The organism is Bacillus sp. AFS015802, assembly GCF_002561455.1.
GTDB lineage: Bacteria > Bacillota > Bacilli > Bacillales > Bacillaceae_B > Rossellomorea.
This window is the reverse complement of record NZ_NTUP01000003.1, coordinates 19020-38320: the sequence shown is the minus strand read 5'-3', so window position 1 is coordinate 38320 and position 19301 is coordinate 19020. Positions and strand designations below refer to the sequence as shown.

General features: G+C 43.9%; 21 protein-coding genes. All 21 read right to left on the bottom strand.

Annotated features, from left to right (window positions below):
* Positions 1-57: 57 nt before the first annotated feature.
* Positions 58-738 carry a zinc metallopeptidase gene (locus CN378_RS01725; protein WP_098350209.1) on the bottom strand — a complete coding sequence of 227 codons (681 nt, stop codon included), beginning with the start codon at positions 736-738 and terminating at the stop codon, positions 58-60.
* A gap of 59 nt (positions 739-797) precedes the next feature.
* Positions 798-1589, bottom strand: a complete 792-nt coding sequence (gene ypjB, locus CN378_RS01720) for a sporulation protein YpjB (protein WP_098350208.1) — start codon at positions 1587-1589, stop codon at positions 798-800.
* A 63-nt stretch (positions 1590-1652) separates the two neighbouring features.
* Positions 1653-2252, bottom strand: coding sequence for a lipoprotein heptaprenylglyceryl N-acetyltransferase LhaT (gene lhaT, locus CN378_RS01715; RefSeq protein WP_483295039.1), 600 nt, complete (start codon positions 2250-2252; stop codon positions 1653-1655).
* Positions 2253-2313: 61 nt separating this feature from the next.
* Positions 2314-3084, bottom strand: a complete 771-nt coding sequence (locus tag CN378_RS01710; protein ID WP_098350207.1) for a menaquinol-cytochrome c reductase cytochrome b/c subunit — start codon at positions 3082-3084, stop codon at positions 2314-2316.
* A gap of 44 nt (positions 3085-3128) precedes the next feature.
* Positions 3129-3803, bottom strand: coding sequence for a menaquinol-cytochrome c reductase cytochrome b subunit (gene qcrB, locus CN378_RS01705; protein ID WP_032087896.1), 675 nt, complete (start codon positions 3801-3803; stop codon positions 3129-3131).
* Positions 3804-3816: 13 nt separating this feature from the next.
* The gene (locus CN378_RS01700) at positions 3817-4326 is read right to left on the bottom strand and encodes a QcrA and Rieske domain-containing protein (RefSeq protein ID WP_098350206.1); all 510 of its coding nucleotides are present in this window, start codon (positions 4324-4326) and stop codon (positions 3817-3819) included.
* Positions 4327-4466: 140 nt separating this feature from the next.
* Positions 4467-4931, bottom strand: coding sequence for a YpiF family protein (locus CN378_RS01695; protein WP_098350205.1), 465 nt, complete (start codon positions 4929-4931; stop codon positions 4467-4469).
* A 273-nt stretch (positions 4932-5204) separates the two neighbouring features.
* Positions 5205-5744 carry a ReoY family proteolytic degradation factor gene (locus CN378_RS01690; protein WP_098350204.1) on the bottom strand — a complete coding sequence of 180 codons (540 nt, stop codon included), beginning with the start codon at positions 5742-5744 and terminating at the stop codon, positions 5205-5207.
* A gap of 136 nt (positions 5745-5880) precedes the next feature.
* A complete protein-coding gene (locus CN378_RS01685; RefSeq protein ID WP_098350203.1) occupies positions 5881-7140 on the bottom strand; it encodes a tetratricopeptide repeat protein in 1260 nt (419 codons plus the stop codon).
* A 34-nt stretch (positions 7141-7174) separates the two neighbouring features.
* Positions 7175-8074 (bottom strand): hypothetical protein, encoded by a 900-nt coding sequence (locus CN378_RS01680; RefSeq protein ID WP_098350202.1) that lies wholly within the window; start codon positions 8072-8074, stop codon positions 7175-7177.
* 131 nt (positions 8075-8205) lie between these two features.
* Entirely contained in the window at positions 8206-9495 is a 1290-nt protein-coding gene (gene aroA, locus CN378_RS01675) for a 3-phosphoshikimate 1-carboxyvinyltransferase (protein ID WP_098350334.1), read from the bottom strand.
* A gap of 12 nt (positions 9496-9507) precedes the next feature.
* Entirely contained in the window at positions 9508-10611 is a 1104-nt protein-coding gene (locus tag CN378_RS01670) for a prephenate dehydrogenase (protein ID WP_098350201.1), read from the bottom strand.
* A gap of 68 nt (positions 10612-10679) precedes the next feature.
* Entirely contained in the window at positions 10680-11780 is a 1101-nt protein-coding gene (hisC, locus tag CN378_RS01665; RefSeq protein ID WP_098350200.1) for a histidinol-phosphate transaminase, read from the bottom strand.
* Between the two features lie 41 nt (positions 11781-11821).
* On the bottom strand, positions 11822-12187 hold the full coding sequence (gene aroH / locus CN378_RS01660) for a chorismate mutase (protein WP_098350199.1): 366 nt from the start codon (positions 12185-12187) through the stop codon (positions 11822-11824).
* A gap of 60 nt (positions 12188-12247) precedes the next feature.
* Positions 12248-13330: a 3-dehydroquinate synthase gene (gene aroB, locus CN378_RS01655; RefSeq protein ID WP_098350198.1), complete on the bottom strand. Its 1083-nt coding sequence runs from the start codon at positions 13328-13330 to the stop codon at positions 12248-12250.
* 4 nt (positions 13331-13334) lie between these two features.
* Entirely contained in the window at positions 13335-14507 is a 1173-nt protein-coding gene (gene aroC / locus CN378_RS01650; protein WP_098350197.1) for a chorismate synthase, read from the bottom strand.
* Positions 14508-15236: 729 nt separating this feature from the next.
* Complete coding sequence (locus CN378_RS01645) at positions 15237-16010, bottom strand: CheR family methyltransferase (RefSeq protein ID WP_098350196.1); 774 nt, start codon at positions 16008-16010, stop codon at positions 15237-15239.
* 140 nt (positions 16011-16150) lie between these two features.
* On the bottom strand, positions 16151-16597 hold the full coding sequence (gene ndk, locus CN378_RS01640; RefSeq protein ID WP_034758349.1) for a nucleoside-diphosphate kinase: 447 nt from the start codon (positions 16595-16597) through the stop codon (positions 16151-16153).
* A 103-nt stretch (positions 16598-16700) separates the two neighbouring features.
* The gene (gene hepT, locus CN378_RS01635; protein WP_098350195.1) at positions 16701-17663 is read right to left on the bottom strand and encodes a heptaprenyl diphosphate synthase component II; all 963 of its coding nucleotides are present in this window, start codon (positions 17661-17663) and stop codon (positions 16701-16703) included.
* Between the two features lie 27 nt (positions 17664-17690).
* A complete protein-coding gene (locus CN378_RS01630; RefSeq protein WP_098350194.1) occupies positions 17691-18386 on the bottom strand; it encodes a demethylmenaquinone methyltransferase in 696 nt (231 codons plus the stop codon).
* Positions 18387-18392: 6 nt separating this feature from the next.
* On the bottom strand, positions 18393-19226 hold the full coding sequence (locus tag CN378_RS01625) for a heptaprenyl diphosphate synthase component 1 (protein WP_098350193.1): 834 nt from the start codon (positions 19224-19226) through the stop codon (positions 18393-18395).
* Positions 19227-19301: the final 75 nt, after the last annotated feature.

The window sequence follows — 19301 nt, the reverse complement described above, 5'->3', positions numbered from 1 at the left end:
CATCTAATTTAAAAAGCAGCGGGACTCAAACATGAGTCCCGCTGCTTTCGTCTATCCTCAGTCATCACCATTCATCCCGGTGAAGATCAATATCAGTCTCAACAGTTCGATGATCGCCACTGCTGCAGCCGCTACATATGTCATTGCTGCTGCATTCAACACTTTCCTTGCGTGCCGCTCCTCTTCGTTACGGATCAATCCGAGTGAAACGATTTGATTCATAGCCCGTGAAGATGCATTGAATTCAACGGGGAGAGTGATCAATTGGAATACAACCCCTGCGGCCATCAAAACGATACCGAGCAGGAACATCCCGGATAATTGAGTGAAAATACCGATCATCAGAAAGATCCATGACATATTAGAGCCAATATTCGCTACGGGCACAAGGGCATGGCGGAACCTGAGAAATGCATAGCTTTCGGCATCCTGAATCGCATGGCCGACTTCATGGGCAGCCACTGCGGCACCCGCCACCGAGTGTCCATGATAGTTATCAGGTGACAACGCGACCGTTTTGGTCATCGGATTGTAGTGATCACTCAGAAACCCTCTGCCTTCCACTACCTTCACGTTGTGCAGCCCATTTTCATCGAGAATCCTTCTGGCCATCTCCCTTCCGGTCATGCCGGAAGTGGTTGCTACTCTTGAATATTTCTTAAAGGTACTCTTTACACGCATCTGAGCTCCGATCGGAATAAGAGCAATGAGTAAAAAGTAAATTAAAAATCCTGCCATTATCGTATAAACCTCCAGATGTTTAGATACCTAAATTTTATAGCGGTAAAAGCGCACTGTCAATTTTTTTGGCGTTCTGACTTTTTCACTTCACCCTGCCCCTTATATTTTCTCCAACCTACATAAGATAATGTAGAAACGATGATACTGCCCGTCGAAATGATGACCCACCAAAGGGAAGGGTCCGCTTCATCTTCCGTCATATTCTCAAACAGTTTTTGGAGATCTGTTTCCAAGGCGGTCAATTCACTCATCGTCTCCCCTCCCTCCAGCACATCCTGGCGGTAATGATCCAAGTAAGAAATTCTGGCATCCAGTGATTGGGAACGCTCAACCGGGATATCTAATTTGATACTCGGTTGAATGATATTATATTTTGACAAAAATACATTCAACGTCGCATGGTAGTCATCTGCGTTGCCATTTTCCGCAGCGACCTTTACACCATTGAAAGCTTCCATGATCGGGTCTTCCATTTCAACCCACAATGGCTGATGCTTGCTGTTTAAAGCATCCATCACCAGTCGGAACGTAGTAACCGCATTCACCTTCTGTTCAAGGTCCGCAGATGTTTGATTGATCCTTTCCACCGCGAGATTATGTGAGATGGTGAGTATTCTAAGCTCATCCATTGAGAAGGACCGTTGGGCACTCAAAGAGGCAAATTCATCCGAGAAGTAAACCAACAGATGTTTGGCTTCTTCATATCTGCCAGCCTTTGTCATTTGCAAGGCCTGATCTGAAATGTCATCCAGCTCGTTCATCGGAGACGTCGACTCGACTGCGATTAGTGGTTGAGGTACTAAAATGAGAAATAAGAAAAGCGTGATAAAAAATTGTATATATTTCATACTTGTCCCCCCTAAAACTACTAATAAAGTTTATGAGGGGGTGGACAAGAGTAGACCACTAAATCAGTCGAACTTGAATTGGATCGACGCCCGCTTTGTTTTTTGAGTGAAATAATAAGCGATGGCGATGGATACGATACTTAGCCAGAACGTAAAATATCCGATATGTTGAATATACATATACAGCCTTGAATAGACGGGAAACTGCATGTATACATAATCGATGATATCATTGTGCACTGTCCATAGGGCACCGACGATGATATGCCACAACTTCACCCGATAAAAAGAGGAATAAAGTATCCCTTGAACGGCCATGGCACCGTGTGAAGCCATCAGCATATATCCCTCCCAAGGCAGATCACCCGACACCCAAAGGGTCAACAGGTTCATGACAACTGCCCAGACACCATACTTAAACAGGGTGATGATCGCGAGCACTTCGAACAGCGGCCAATTGCGATTCAGGATAAATGCAATCAACACAAAGCAAAAAAACAAACTGGCTGTCGGGCTGTCAGGAACAAACAATAAAAATTGCGAAGGGGTATTTCGCAATTGAGGAATATACCATATGTATCCATAAATGGTGCCGAATAAGTTCACAATCAGCAGCAACCATAAAAACGTCTTATTTCTCAAGATAGTCATGATCCAGAGCAAGCGTGGCACCTCACTTTCAAGTAGAAAAAAGGCCGACATAAGCCGGCCTTTTTTATTGAACCTATTCTTCTAAACCAGCGATGAACTCGGAAAGCTTCTTCAGCTCTTCATCTGTCCCTTTAAATAAACCGGCAGGCATGCCTGGTGGTTTACCGTTTTTAGCGATTTTTGCAATTTCTTCAGGTGCAAGACCCGTTCCGATTAAGGAAGGACCTGCTCCACCTTGCAGATTTTCACCATGACAGTTGATACAGCCATTCTTCTGGTCAGCAAAGATTTTGTACCCTTCAGATTCTTTATCGATATCGACTTCAGCACGGATCTTCCCTTGTTCCTTAGCCGCTTCCCAGTCATGGGTCGCAACGGATTCCCAAGTCAGGAAGTACGTAGCTGCTAATGCCAATAACATGAATCCTACTGCAAAAGGACGTTTAGTTGGACGACGTTCCGGTCCTTTATCGATGAATGGCGCCAGTAAAAGGGCCCCAAAGGCGATTCCAGGAATAACGAACGCTCCGATGACATTATAAGGTCCAGATGCATATGTGTACTTAAGTAATTGGTATAAGAATAAGAAATACCAGTCAGGTAATGGAATATATCCAGTATCCGTCGGATCGGCAATACGTTCTAACGGCGATGGATGAGCAACCGTCAAACATAGAAAACCGATAAGGAAAACAGCTCCAACCAGCCATTCTTTCAGCAAGAAGTTCGGCCAGAAAGCTTCTGTTTTACCAGGGAACTCCGAATAGTCTTTCGGTATATTCGGCTTTCTGTCTGCAGGAACCCGGGAGTCCCCTACAAACTTCATCCCTTTTCCTCGATGCATAGTGTCCCCCTCCTTTTATTAGGTTAATCATTTTACAATGTTTCTTATAGTGGTCCGGAAATACCTTGCTTACGGATCATCAGGAAGTGAGCTCCCATCAATCCAAGTAAAGCGGCAGGCAGGAAGAATACGTGAATAGCGAAGAATCGAGTCAGAGTTTGTGCCCCGACGATATGAGCATCACCCGCTAATAACATTTTCACCTGATCTCCGATAAATGGAGTCGCCCCTGCGATTTCAAGACCTACTTTCGTCGCGAATAGCGCTTTCATATCCCACGGCAGTAAATAACCGGTGAAGCCAAGCCCTAACATAACGAAGAAAATAAGAACCCCGACAACCCAGTTCAATTCACGAGGTTTTTTGTATGCACCTTGGAAGAAGACGCGTAGTGTATGTAAAAACATCATTACGATAACCAAACTAGCTCCCCAGTGATGCATTCCACGGACAATTTGTCCAAATGCAACTTCATTTTGAAGATAATACACAGATTCCCAAGCGTTTTTAATATCTGGAACATAGTACATCGTTAAGAACATTCCGGATAAAATTTGAATGACGGTTACGAAGAATGTCAATCCTCCGAAGCAATAAACAAACGCAGAAAAGTGATGCGCCGGGTTTACATGCTCAGGTACTTCGTGATCCGCGATATCGCGCCACAAAGGCGTAATGTCTAAACGCTCGTCAACCCAATCATAGATTTTGTTCAGCACAGATTACGCCCCCTTACTTAACAAATTTATTTGGTTCTGGTTGTCCAAGATAAAGAATTCCGTCTTTTTCTTTTGTTGGATATGAATCCAACGGTGCTGTCGGTGGTGTACCGGGTACATTCTCACCATTCTTGTGATACATTCCACCATGACATGGGCAATAGAACATTTCTTTATGATCCGGATTCCCATTCCAGTTAACTGTACAACCAAGGTGTTTACAAACCGGTGAAAGAGCAATGATCTTGCCTTCTTTGTTTTTATAAACCCAAGCGGTCTGTGTCACTTCTGATGTGTACCACGCATCTTTTTGCTCATAAGAGAAATCGACACGTACTGGTTCATTCGTTAATTCTGAAACCTTTTGCTTAGTCGCTCTAAAATCTCCGGCAGCTTCCGTTTTTAAAACTGGATCCACCGCAAAGCGAACCATCGGCATTAGCATTCCCGCCGCCATGAAACCGCCTACACCCGTAAGTGTATAGTTAAGGAATTGACGTCTAGATACACGATGTTTGCTCATCCTTTTCCCCCCTCTATCGTAAGGTAAGTCCGTCGGACATATTTCGCACAAATATAAAACTAGGACATAACTATGATATATTAAACTCTATACAAGGTCAATAACTCTCGTATCTAAAAGATGGAAACAATGTGAAGTTTTTATGAATTTTTTTGCCATTTTTGTACAATCACATTCAACAGCTGTTTCACCTGGTCTTCCATGATTGAATGCTTATACTGTTCATCCAGATTCTCAAGGGGGATGGATGGGACCCAGATCAACCGGTCACCCAGCTCATCCTCGACCTTTTTCCACCCGCTGTCCGAGGTTAAAAAGAAGATATGCTTCACGCCGCTGTCTGTTAATTCTTCTGCCCATCGGGATAGTCTTGATGCGCTGCCCTCCGCGGAAGATGACATGCTGTACGTAAATGGCGGCGTCATCATCATCCTTCCCTTGAACTGTCTTTCAAGATGCAGGGTGAGTAGATTGATAAATTCTGATTGTGCGGCCGAGACTCTTATATCCTTCCCGAAATCAACAGGGACAACCGGGATGACAGCCGTATCTATGTATGCCTTTTCAGCCTCAAACACTTCAATATCCTTTACGTTCCAATTCATTCTTAACCCTCACTTTTCCTTCATTTTTCACTTCCCATCATATCACTTTATATCATCCCTTATAAAGCGATTTCACTTTTTAATATGATCGTGTTTGCTCAATACATTGTTCCCCCATTGAAATAACTCCATGATGACGATTCTTCAGGGGCAAGTCGGTTCAGCGTACGAAAAGAGCCTCCGTCATAGTATGCTCCATTATCATTCTAACTATCTAAAGAAAGACAATAAAAAAATCGAATGAAGAGAGGATGTTTCTCTTCATTCGACTCGTCAGGTCAGACTATTCAATTCTTTGGTCAGTTTCTTGAATGCCTTTTGGTCACCGGTATCCAGCGCTTGATCGATGGCTTTAAGCAGTCGGTCCCTTTGGAAGGTCTGCAGGCTGTCTTTCAGAAACTGTTCTGCTACCAGTCTGTCTTTTTCGTTGATTAATAAATATTTCGGCATGAACGGATTTTCTTCCAGTACGGCAGCAAATTGATAACTTGAATTGGCCTTACTGAAATTAAGCTGGATGTAAATATCTTCATCCTTGTTCAATCGGATATCATGAAATGACTTTTCTGCGTCCGTTGTCATGATATTCTCTTTGTAGAAGCGGAATGGGACATCTTCGACACAATGGGTAGACATCACCAATCCTCTTGGACAGTATTGGGATTCCTCCACAAAGTGAACCTTTTTCATTAGTTGATCATGACTCATGAGATAATTCAAGATCCACACACATTCTCTTCGCTTTAATTGATATCGGTTCAAAAACCAGCGGATAAATTCTTTCTTCTCGTTGACAGAAACAGGGGTGGTCATGGGTTTCCCTCCTCTGCAGAATCCTTTTTTAATAAGGTCCGTTTTTCTTTTACCATAATGTACAGTCACGTTAAGAATTCTAAGGTGTACTTATATCCTTATGCACCAGAAAGTCCCTATACTACACCGACGTCGATCAGTCTTGTAATCTTTCAATGAGGTCCTGCCATTCATCGTTTGAAGGATCCATTTCAATCAGGTGTTTATATACTTCTACTGCTTCCCCCCTGAGTCCTTCTTCTACTAGAAATTGTCCGAACTCTAGTAAAAACTCTTGATGATTCTTAAAATAAGTATATGCAATACGGTATTGTTTTAATGCATGATTATATTGTTCAAGCCCTTCATAGGCCTTTGCAAGATCCCAGTTGACCTGAGGCTCTTCTTCCCCTTCGACTTTCAGCATCTGGGCGATTTCCAGGACATCGTCATACCGGTCCTGTGTAAAGAACAACTTGTTGATTGTCAGGGCTGCCTCCACATAGCCGGGGTCAAGGGCCAATGCCTCGCGAAGAAAGGCTTCCGCTTCTTTTTCAAGGCCGAGCTTAAGTGAGACTTTCCCACCGAACAGATTCAGCTCCTTGTTGTACTCATCCTGTTTTACTCCCTCTTGAACGGTTTCCAGGCTCTCTTGAAGCTTCTCTTCACGTTCATAGGACTTGGCCAATAATAAATATACGGAGTGATATTCCGGATCCAGTTCCTTGACGGAAACAAATTTCTCGATCGCTTTCTCGTAGAATCCAGCCTGATAGGCCGTAAAGGCATAGCCGAACAGGGTATTGATTTCAAGATGGTCTTGCAGTGCCTTTTCGTAGTGCGTCAAGGCTTCTTCAAATGCTCCCCCGACACTATAGGCTTCTGCCAGTCTCTGATGGACATTGGTCCCGCCAAGTTCGGTCGTTCCCTTCTGGATGAGAATCTGATAATGCCTGATCGCTTCCAGGAACCTGCCCGTCTCGGAATACAATTCCCCTAATCCGAAATCGATGACGGGCTCATCGGGTAATATCTTCTTGGCTTGCAGAAGCTTTTGTTCACTCACTTCAAACAACCCCTGCATTTGGTACAGGTCTGCGAGTAGAAGCAAGGCCCTTGGATAGATGGGGTCTTCCTCATCCAATTCTGCAAGCGTCTCGATTGCTTCTTCTTCTTTATCCATTTCCACCAGCACCTCAGCCAGTTCAATGAGGAGTTCACCCTCACCCGGATAATAGTGAAGGAGATTCGTGTAGAGCTCTTTCGTTTCTTCGAGAAAGCCCAGATGATGCAATTCTTCCGCCAGACTAAATTTTTCTTCATGGCTTCCAAACTTGAGCACTTGATTATATTGTTTCTTTGCTTCTTCTAAATTTCCTTCTTCTAAAGAAGATAACATTTGTTCAGCGTATGACATGGTCAATCCCTTTCTATAAAAAGCTTGTATTCAGTTAAGTAAAATATCCCGGTGTTTGAATGATCAATTCTTCACCAGCTCCAGGATAAAAATGACCTCTATTATTTACATAATGATATTTCCCTTTGTTCATAGTACATTTTAGCACATAGTGATCACAATGAAATGATAATGGCTCAGTACCCGTTTCACCTTCAGGTTTCATATAGAGGTTATAACTTATTTCTCCGCCCACCAAAAAATTTCCTCTAAGGGGATATATCCCAATTTTCTTCAATATCTCTAAATTCAGCGGTTCTCTTTGAGGCATTTCATATGGAATATGCGGAATCCTCTCGCTTTCCATCGAATTCTGCCATATTTTAAGATGCTTCATTTTGGTTTTATTGTCTATGTTTGTCGTAAAAAAAGGGACAAAAGTAATAGGGTAATCATACAGTAATCCTTTGATCCATCCCCAGGAAATGTCTTTAAATAAATCCGCATCATCCATATCGATCCAGATGACGGGAACTTTATGACGCTTGCATGATCGAATGATGTCCGGGGTGATCAGGGTCGGTGATGTTTTTAAACCGATTGTGTAATCAAGGGGGCAGTTTACCAAAGAGGTTTTCCGTGCATGTAAATTATTCAGGAATTCATATTCATACCGTATTGAAAATGCCGTCAACACTGTCGTACAGCCTTTATTTATAAATCGGTCAAGGTAATTCTTCTTGATTGAGATAAAATCGCTTCCTTCAGGCACCTCTAAATCACACATGACATGTCCCGGTGTCATCACGAATCTCGAAACATCCATCTTCATGTACCGATAGTATTTAAAGCTATCCCTGATGGCTGAAATCCTTCCGTCTTTGATCAACAGTGAAGTGTGAGTCAATTTGGTATCCTTCATCCAATTTGCATTTTCAATGATATACGTGCTCAATCGGTCATCACCTTCCTTTATAGACAAGCTATGAAGGAGGTGACGGATTCATGACAGCCACTCACAAAAAGGAGAGATGCATGGACCATCATCAGTCCAAGCACCTCCCTTAAAAGAAAACCTTACTATTATTACGACAACAGCCGATCGATATGCTCGAAGAAATCCGGATACGAAATCTTCACTGCATCTGCATCCTCCAAGAATACTTCAGAGTCTGTCACCAACGAGGCCACCGAGAGCGTCATCCCGATCCGATGATCTCCCCATGAATGGACCTCTCCACCATGTAGAGGGGTTTTCCCCTCAATGATCATTCCGTCGTCCGTACCTTGTATTGTTGCCCCAAGCTTTCCAAGTTCCTTCACGACGGCATCGATGCGATTTGTTTCCTTCACCTTTAATTCCTCTGCGTCCTTGATGACGGTCTTTCCACTCGCTTGAGTGGCTAAAAGGGCAATGACCGGAATCTCATCGATCAAAGAAGGGATCAGCTCCCCTCCGATTTCAATCCCTGAAAGATCCGAAGATTGAACCAGGATATCCCCGATCGGTTCCCCTTCCCGGGTGTGTTCCACGATCTCTATGGATGCCCCCATCTTCTTCATCACTTCCACAATACCAATCCGCGTTTCGTTCAGTCCCACATTCTTCAACAGGACTTTACTATCAGGGACGATGGCTGCCGCCACCATAAAAAAGGCTGCCGATGAAATATCTCCAGGAACATAGATTTCCGTTCCTTTCAACACTTGCCCTCCTCTTACCTTAATGGTGTCCCCTTCCTTTTCAATCTTGCCGCCAAACTCAATAATCATTTTTTCTGTATGGTTCCTCGTCTGCTCGCGCTCGACGATTTCAGTCGTTCCCTCAGCCTGAAGTCCAGCCAATATAATGGCGGATTTAACCTGGGCACTGGCGACGGGCAATGAATAATGGATCCCTTTCAGGTTTCCACCCCTAATGGATAATGGCGTGAAATTCCCTTTAGAACGGCCATCTATCTCTGCACCGAATTGCTTCAGCGGGTCTGTCACCCTCTTCATAGGCCGTTTGGCGATCGAGGAATCACCAATCAAAACCGAATGAAACGGTCTTCCTGCCAGTATTCCCATGATGAGACGGGTCGTCGTCCCTGAATTTCCTACATCCAGGATTTCAACGGGCTCTTTCAAGTGTTCCCAGCCCTTACCCTGTACGATGACTTCCCCTTCCGAGACCTCAATCTCGACGCCTAATTTACGAAAGCAGGAAATGGTGCTTAAACAATCCTCTCCCATAAGAAAGTTATGTATGACCGTCCTGCCTACAGCAACCGATCCAAACATAATGGAGCGGTGCGAAATCGATTTGTCCCCCGGTACTTGAAGTTCTCCATTAAGGCCCTTGTTCGGATTTGACAACCTTTTCTTCGTTTCCATCTGCATCACCCTTCATCCTAAGAATAATTCATAGTTTGTCTGTTTTCTTAAGCATTGTATAGCTCTTTCTCTATCTTCCAATGTTTGAAAGCTGATCACTAATACCCCGTAAATATCTTCTCTCGTTTCCATGATCCTGATATTCGTCAAACTGATCTTTTCCTCTGCAAGATAACCGGTTACCTCAGAGATCACCCCAGGATAATCCGGTACATCCACAAATAAATCATAGAAAGAAGGGATGGCCCCTTTTTCAAGCATTGGGAGATCATCCCTGAATTTCTTTGCTTCATTGAAATAGTCGAATATTTTCTGTGGATCATTCATTTCTATAAGGGACGCGACCTCATCCATCTCAGCTTTCCACTCTTCCATAAGGGAAAGCAGGACAAGCCTATTCTGCATGGTGATGTCTTTCCACATCGTCGGATTGGATGAAGCGATCCGCGTGATATCCCGAAAACCTCCTGCAGCAAGCCTTCTCAAATAAGGATGTCCCCCTGAAGAGATCTTAGCCTGATGAACCAGGGAGGCTGCAACGATATGGGGAAAATGACTGATGATGCCCGTAAGTTCATCATGTTCCTTCGGTTCCACGATCAAGAACTTGGCATGTGTCCCTTCCAGCCAATACTGAAGCCTCTTTACATTTTCTTCAGTGGCACCCACACCGGGAGTAAGCATGTAAAAGGCATTTTCAAATAAGATCTCTTTTGCCGCGGCCACCCCGCTCTTATGAGAGCCTGCCATGGGATGGCCCCCGATGAATTGGATCCCATTTCCCGCGAGAGATTCCGAGCGTTTCATGATCCGTTCCTTCGTACTGCCTGTATCCGTGATCAAAACCGTTTCTTTCAGGGAAAATGATTCAAATTGCGAGATGATCTTTTCTGTTTGGAACACAGGGGTAGAAATAATGATAAGATCCGCCTGTTCGGCAGCAGACTGCAAAGTAAGGGACATTTCATCGATGACCCCAAGTGATCTCGCCAGCCTCAATTCTTTAGGATTCACATCATGACCAATGATTTTAGCATGGGGATGTTCCTTTTTAATACAAAGGGCCAGGGACCCCCCGATCAACCCCATTCCAATAATCAATACTGTACCATTCATAGTTGTCCCTCCAACCTCTTAATTAAAAAAGAAAGCCGGAAAGGGCTGAATGCCCATCCGACCGCCTATCACACACGTTCTTGAAGGGCAAGGAACTCCTTCATTCTGTCGATGACCTCTTCATTTTGTTCATGTGATCCAACCGTGACCCTCACACAGTTAGGGTATCCCAGGGCTTCCCCTGAACGGACGATGTACCCCTTGCTCATCAAATATTGGAACACCTCGTCTCCACTCACACCGAAGTCGATTAATACAAAGTTTGCCTGTGACGGCATGTAATCGAGACCGTGTGCCTCACAGAAACGATAATACTGCAGCAGCCCTTTGCGATTATGTTCCCTGCATTCCTCAATGAAAGCCTGATCTTCGATGGCCGCTGCAGCTGCACCTTGGGCCAATGTATTATTATTGAAAGGTTCACGGATCGGCTCCAATTTCCCTATCACTTCTTTGCTGCCGATGCCGAACCCCACTCTGAATCCAGCCAAGCCATACGCTTTAGAAAAAGTGCGGGTGATCAATAGCTGAGGATATGATTTCAATAATTCCAATGCATCGTAATAATCCTCTGCGACGACATATTCATAATACGCTTCGTCCAGTACGACAAGGACATGAGAGGGCACAGCATCCAAGAAGGAAATGAGTTCCCCGCTACGAATATATTCACCTGTTGGATTATTCGGGGAACAGAGCCAAACGATCGTAGTCGTTTCATCGATTGCTTCAAGCATTTTGGGTAATTGATGCCTTCCCAGAGAGTCCAGGGGGACCTCCCGGATCTCTGCTCCTTCAACGATGGCATTATGCTTATATTGAGGGAAGGTCGGCGTTGCCATCACCGTGCTTTTCCCCCTGTCCAATAAAGCCCGTGAAATGATTTCAATCACTTCATCAGAGCCGTTCCCAAACAGCAGCTGTCCAGGTTCCACCGACAAGTGATCTGCCACCTTCATCCGTAATTCCTTTGCATAACCGTCAGGATAAATCGCATGAGAAAGGGCATTCGTTTTCAGATACGTTTCGACTTTTTTAGAGCATCCAAAGGGATTTTCATTGGATGCAAGCTTCACCACTTTTTCCAGGTTGAATAACTCTTTTACATCATCCATCGTTTTTCCAGGCTGGTATGCTTTCAGACTTTGAATCTGGGATTTCCACTTCATGTTTAACTTCCTTTCAATCGTTTTCATGACATTAAACCATGTTAGACCTTCTTTAAATCAGGACGAAGACTTATCGCATTTTTCATATAAATATGTTGGATGTCACTCTGGGGTGTTGAGGTATTATAGTGAATCATCACCCTGATGCACAGAGGAAGTCCATGAGGAACCTCCAACTCTTGCATGCACATAACAGGGACATATTTCCATTCTTTAAACCTTCTTAACGCTTTCGCCGGAAATACGCTGGTAATATCCCGTGTGGCAGAAATAAAAACCGATGCGACATTTTCCGCCTTCAAATCATTATGTAAAATCATTTCTTTTAAGAGACTTTCGGTTGAAAGGAGAATGTCCTTTTCATTATCACCATCTGCCGTAGTTGCACCTCGAATTCCCCTGATCATTCTTCCACTCTCCCTTTCCTCTCATTTTTCTGACGGATCCCCTGTCTTAATAGCCTGGATTTACACCTGTCGAATATATTCATCCGCCCGTTTTAAATCCTCCGCTGTTATGTCTGACATCACGGGTACACCGATATCCTTCAACAGCACGAAAACCGGATTGCCGTTAAGGGATTTCTTATCACGCTTCATCCCCTCATATAATACATCAAAGCTGATATGGGACGGCACCTTTAGATTGTAACCCAGAGACTTGACCCAGCCGATGAACGCCTCCAGATCAAATGAGAGGCCCGTGTACCGTTCACTGAGAAATAAAGCATAGACCATCCCGATCATGACTGATTCCCCGTGAGTGCGGTTACCATAGCCGCTGGCACTTTCAACCGCGTGTCCATATGTATGTCCAAAATTCAGGAAAGCCCGGATATTTGACTCCCTTTCATCCTTTGATACAATTTGCCCTTTGACCTGTATGCCCCGAATCAAGCAATCCGTCAAAAATTCCTCATCGAGGTTTTCGGCGGACCGGAAAGAATGCATGAGATCGTTCAAAAAACCATGGTCCGATAAGAAGGCATGCTTGATCACTTCAGAGAAACCAGACAGCACTTCCATTTTAGGCAAGCTGGAAAAATAATTCAATTCAAAGAATACGCCTTCCGGCTGATAAAACTGACCTACCATATTTTTCCCTAGTGGATGATTGATCGCCACTTTGCCTCCAACTGCACTGTCATGGGCGAGGATCGTTGTCGGAACGCTGATGAAAGGGATCCCCCTCATATAAGTGGATGCGACAAATCCTGCAAGATCACCAATGGCACCTCCACCAAAGGCAACCACAAGGGACTTGCGGTCCACATGGTGCTTGAGGCCGTGGGTTATCGCGTCTTCATAGACGGAAAAGCTTTTTGCCCTTTCCCCTTTAGGAGCTTGATAAGTGGTTACGTCAAAGGATTGTCTGAGAGCCTCTTGGAAGGCTCCTCCATGAAGCTTGTATACCGATTCATCGGCAATGACCCATACCTTCGATACCCCCGGAAATGACTCCTTGATAAACGAAACAATCTCCTTCGTCATGTCCACTCCAATTTTCACTTCATATGTCTTGGAAGCAGTTTGAATGGTCACCTGTTTCATTTCATCAGTACTCCTTTGAATCCTGACGCTGCCTGTTGATATCCTCACGAAGTCTTTCAAACTGATCACTGTTGAATTGTTCCACTATACTAGAGGCCAGTTCCCATGCGACTACGGCTTCTGCTACTACACTGGCAGCCGGCACCGCACAGCTATCCGATCTCTCGATGCTTGCTTTAAATGGTTCCTTCGTTTCAATGTCCACGCTCTGAAGAGGCTTATATAAGGTAGGGATTGGCTTCATGACTCCTTTGACACGGATCGGCATCCCTGTTGTCATACCGCCTTCAAAACCGCCTAAACGATTCGTTTTCCGGTAGTACCCTTGCTCTTCACTCCACGCTATTTCATCATGTACTTCACTTCCGGGCTTCCTGGCCATCTCAAAGCCCAAGCCGAATTCTACACCCTTGAATGCATTGATACTCATCACCGCCATGGCAATTTTCGCATCCAGCTTACGGTCATAGTGAACATAACTTCCAACTCCCGAAGGCATCCCTTCCACGATGACTTCCACTACGCCGCCTATGGAATCCCCATTTTGCTTCGCTTCATCAATCAGGTTCATCATTTTCTGTGCTGCTTCTTCATCCAGGCAGCGGACAGGAGATTCTTCAGTGATCTCCCTCAGTTCATTTATGGTTTCATAATGAAGTTTCTCGGCTTTAATGCCTCCGATTTCGAGAACATGGCCGACCACTTCAATATCCAATAGCTTCAACAGTTTTTTGGCAACGGCACCTGCTGCCACTCTTACAGTCGTCTCCCTTGCAGAGGAACGCTCCAGCACATTCCTCAGGTCTCGATGTCCATATTTCATTCCACCCACAAGATCCGCATGGCCTGGTCTTGGTCTTGAAATCTTTCTTTTCACTTCTTCTTCTTCGCCCTCTGTTAGGGGTTCTATGCCCATCACCTTCGTCCAGTGAGTCCAGTCTTTGTTCTCTACGACGAGCCCTAAAGGAGACCCCAGGGTATGCCCATGTCTCACCCCGCCGACGATTGAGGCACGGTCCTTTTCAATCTGCATTCTCCGTCCACGTCCGTAGCCTTTTTGCCGTCTTGCCAGGTTCTCGTTTATATCTTCTGCTTCAAGGGGCATTCCAGCAGGAAGCCCTTCTATGATGGTCGTCAACTGTGGTCCGTGTGATTCTCCGGATGTTAAGTATCTCATTTACTTTCCCCCTTCAACTCGTTAAAGAATTATGTACCAATATAACATAGAATTTATATTCTTTCCTAGTCCTTACGTTTAAAAAATTTTTTAATATTCTATTTTCCTAAATAAAGTCTTTTTTGTAAGAAATGGTGGTTTTTAAATATGTTCCGCCATGGCTCTGTCAATCAGTGAGTGCTGGATGGTGAGGGGAACTGCTCCGCTTTCCGCGGACGTTCGGCCGAGCCTCCTCAGCTTCGCTTCCGGGGTCTCAGCACGCCCGTTTTTCCGCAGGAGTCTACGCAGTTCCCCTCACCACCTTTAAGAGATTTTCGTGACAGAGCTAAAAAAACAAAGAGAATTCTAATTAGAAACAGAATTTCTCGATCTTTTGAAAAAGTCTTAGGATAAAATTCTTGTTTTATGTGATAGACCCATTGACTTATAAGGGGAAATGAAACCCAAAATGAATATTAACTTCACATGCTTATATTACTTTTGGAATAATGAATAAAATCTAAAGTCATGATTGTAGAGCGGAAAGGAACGAACTTAATCTTAACCCTATCACTCATCCTAAAGGATAATTTCACTTTATATGACTGATTGTAAAGCCAGTACAACTTTTAGAGAAAAAAGTTTTTGAATAAAAAACGATGTGAATCCGTCATATTTTGAGAGTTCACTACTTCTTTCCCTTTAAGAAGAAGCAGTTATTCCACATATGCAGATTGACATCGTCATTGTTTATATTTTTTTGTAGAAGAATGTATCTTCGGTTTCGAAGCCGTGTTGGGAGGGGTTGAAGATTTGTTCTGTACTGCCGACAAAGAGGACGCCGCCGGGTTTTAATGATGCGTTGAATTTTTTGTACAAAAGGTTTTTGGCCTCTTCTGTAAAATAAATCAGCACATTTCTGCATACGATGAGGTCGTATTTCCCTTCGAATGGATCCGAGAGCAGGTTTTGCTGTTTGAAGGTAACGGTTCTTTTCACATCGTCATTCAATTTAAACAGTGATCCCTCATGGGTAAAATAGGTTTTCTTCAATTCCTGCGGGATTTCAGCTAAAGACCGTTCCGGATAAACACCGTTCCTCGCGCGTTGAAGAGCATTTTTATCGATGTCTGTTGCGGTGATGGCCCCTTTACTGAGAGGAATGTACTTTGACAGCATCATGGCTAGGGTGTAAGGTTCCTCACCCGTGGAACATGCTGCGCTCCATACTTTAAATGAGCCATTCCCCTTGAGGAGCCTTGGGAGAATTTTTGTCTCCAGTACTTCCCAACGTTTGTAGTTTCGAAAAAATTCCGAAACGTTGATCGTCATCCGATCGAGGAATTCTTCCATTTCTTCTCTGTCACGGTTCAAAGCACTAAAGAACTCCTGAAAACTTCCGTATCCCTTTTTTTCATAAAGGGCGGTTAATCTCCTCTTCATCTGTGCTTCTTTATAAAGGGAGAGGTCTATTCCCGTTTTCCGTTTGATTCCTTGTATAAATTCATTATAATCAGTTGACATAAGGATCCACACTCTCTTTACTGCAATAAAGGTATATTAACTATATCGTACATTCAGTGAAAAAGTTAAGCCCTAATCACATAGAAAAAAGCAAGCCGATCATCACGGCCTGCTTCTAAAACATCAATGACTTAAGTATCTTAGTAAACCCACTCATTCATTAACTTAGAATATTCAACTAGTTCTTCCTCTTTGAAAAACAAGCCGATCTCTCTTACAGCGCTTTCAGCAGAGTCAGATCCGTGGATAATGTTCTTACCGACTGTCAGACCGAAATCACCGCGGATTGTACCAAGGGCAGCATCCTTAGGATTTGTCGCACCCATCATTCCACGAGCTGTCGTGATGACATTTTCCCCTTGCCACACCATTGCAAATACAGGTCCGGAAGTGATGAAGTCAACCAACTCCCCAAAAAATGGTCTTTCTTTGTGCTCGCCATAATGTTCTTCAGCAAGCTCGTTTGAGATGCTCATAAGCTTGGCACCGACTAATTGAAAGCCCTTTTTTTCAAAACGTGATACGATATCACCGATTAACCCTCTTTGTACGCCGTCCGGCTTAACCATTAAAAATGTCTTTTCCATCTTCCCCACTCCTAAAATATGTATGTATGGAACTCATATGGACATCCCACGAAAATAGTAACACTGATTGGGGGTTTTGGCAACGTTTCCATTTTAAATTTTCTTAATATTTTCTCTTCCCGATAAAGTTTGCAATATTCTTAAGGGTTTTCTTCACCCGGTTATAGGGAAGATGATCCAGATCTTTCAGCGCTCTATCCAGGTACATTCTACTGAGTTCATGGGACCTTTCGATGGCATCTGTTTCAAGGATGGAAGATATGACATCTTTCATTTCTTCGGGGGTGGTATATTCCGTCACTTTTTCGATCTTGGTTTTCAGATCCGGGTTTTCCATGGCGTATAGAATCGGAAGGGTGATATTCCCCTGCCATAAGTCACTGCCCGCAGGTTTTCCCAGTTCTTCCTCACTTGCTGTAAGATCCAATATATCATCCGTGATCTGAAAGCTCATCCCCACATTATAACCAAATCGGTACAGTCGCCGGTGGATCTCTTCAGGCGCGCCGGAAGAAATGGCACCCAGCTGGCAGCTTACAGCAATAAGTAGAGCTGTTTTCCTTTTGATCCGTAAAAGGTAGTTCCGCAGATTTTGGTCAAATCGATACTTATCTTCGATCTGGGCGATTTCACCCTTACATAATTCCACCAGCGTATGTGATAAAATCTGATGAGCTTCAGGAACTTTTATAGAGGTCATATATTCAAGAGCCCGGGCAAAGATATAATCCCCTGTATACATGGCAATCCGATTATCCCATTGGGCTTTAATCGTAGGTTTGCCTCTTCTCAGCTCAGCATCATCGATTACATCGTCGTGAACGAGGGAAGCCATATGCATCAGTTCCAATGCCACCGCCACATTTTTCACAATATTGATATCATATTGTCCAAACTTTGCAGACAGCAATACAAATACCGGCCGGATCCTCTTCCCGCCTGCTTGAAGAAGGTGAAGGGACGCTTCTTGCAGAAGCTCTGATTCTGACTCGATTGCCACTTCCAGTTCCTTTTCTATTTCATCTATATCCGTTTTCAGAAACGAATACATCCTGTTTAGCTTCATAGTTTTTCCACCTAATTTACGAATTTCTTACTTCCTGCCGGAGTGCATAGCGGCAACCCCGCCACTGTATGGCTTTACATGTATATCTTTAAAGCCCGCTTCTTCGAACATCCCTGCAAGCTCCTTCATCCCTGGAAAATCCCTGGCAGACTCCTGAAGCCAGGAATATTCGTTAAAGCTCTTCGCAAAGATCTTTCCGAATAGAGGCATCACGAACCTGAAATATGCGTAATACATCTGCTTGAACCCAATCATGGTCGGTTGAGAGGTTTCAAGGCAAACCGCCATCCCGCCAGGTTTCAGCACGCGGTTCATTTCCTTAAGAACATGGAGATAGTCAGGCACATTTCGTAAACCGAAGCCGATCGTCACATAGTCGAATGAATTATCGTCGAAAGGAAGCTCCATTGCATTCCCATGGATCAGTTCGATATTGTTTCTGTGTTTTACTTTCTCTTTACCGATCGAAAGCATGTTTTGGCTGAAGTCAAGTCCCACGACACTTCCCGATTCACCGACTTCATCTCCTATGGCCAATGTCCAGTCCGCGGTTCCGCAGCACACGTCAAGAGCCTTGGAACCAGGCTTCACATTCATATGCTTCATGGTATCCTTTCTCCACTTTTTATGCTGTTGAAAACTGATTACCGAGTTCATCTTATCATAATTGGAATAAATTTTTTCAAATACTCCATGGACTTTTTGTTCTTTCGACTGCTGCATGTCGTTTTACCCTTCTTCCGCGTATAGTTTGGTCATTGGTTCAGGCTCTACATAAGGTAACAGCTCTACGATAAGCTTCTTAAAATAGGGCGTGACCGGTTCGATGGTCTCTAACTGCGCCTGGACCCTTCTCTTTGTCCCTTCAATGAGTTCATCGATTTGAAGTAGCAGGCGTCCGGCCTCATCTTTGGTTAAGTGTAAGACAGGCCCTTCCTGATCGTTTTGGATCGAAAGCGATGACAATGCCTTTATAAAGCTCGTATTCCGCGAATGCCCAAGGCTGTTTCTCTCCTGAACCAGTTTCTTGTAGAGCAAAGCCTCTTCAACGATCTCGATCCATTGATCGTCTTTGAAGAAACGAAAGAAGTTGGACACAATTGCCGACTCTCTTGTTTTTAATCTTTTCATTAGTTCATCAAGATCTTTATGTTCATCCTTGTATATGGAAATCTTGCTTTCGTTGATTTCTTTAATTGCTTTCGCCAGATTCGAAATGAGTTCCACATCATTCGTTTCTGCGAGGATCTTATAATAAAGGCTGCTAAAGTATACCCCTGCCAGTACGGTCAGCTGTCTTTCCTTTAAGGGATCACGCTCGGATATTGTAACCTTTTCATGGGTATCAAGGGCTATCTGCAATAACATGGCAGTTGAGATCCACTGCACCGCTTCTTTACTCATCGCCCGTCCTTCGCTCACGAAAGGCAGGAGCAGAAAATAGATCCGGTCCCGGTCAATATACGGTTGATCAATGTATTCCTTCAGATAGGAGTGATGCAACTGCTCTTCTATGTATTGATGAATGATATTCGCTTGATGGTTACAATCAATGAATTTCATACCCTTTAATCCCCATTTCTACTATGTATCGGTCTAAAAATTTCAGCATTAGGTATTATACCATAAAATTCTCCA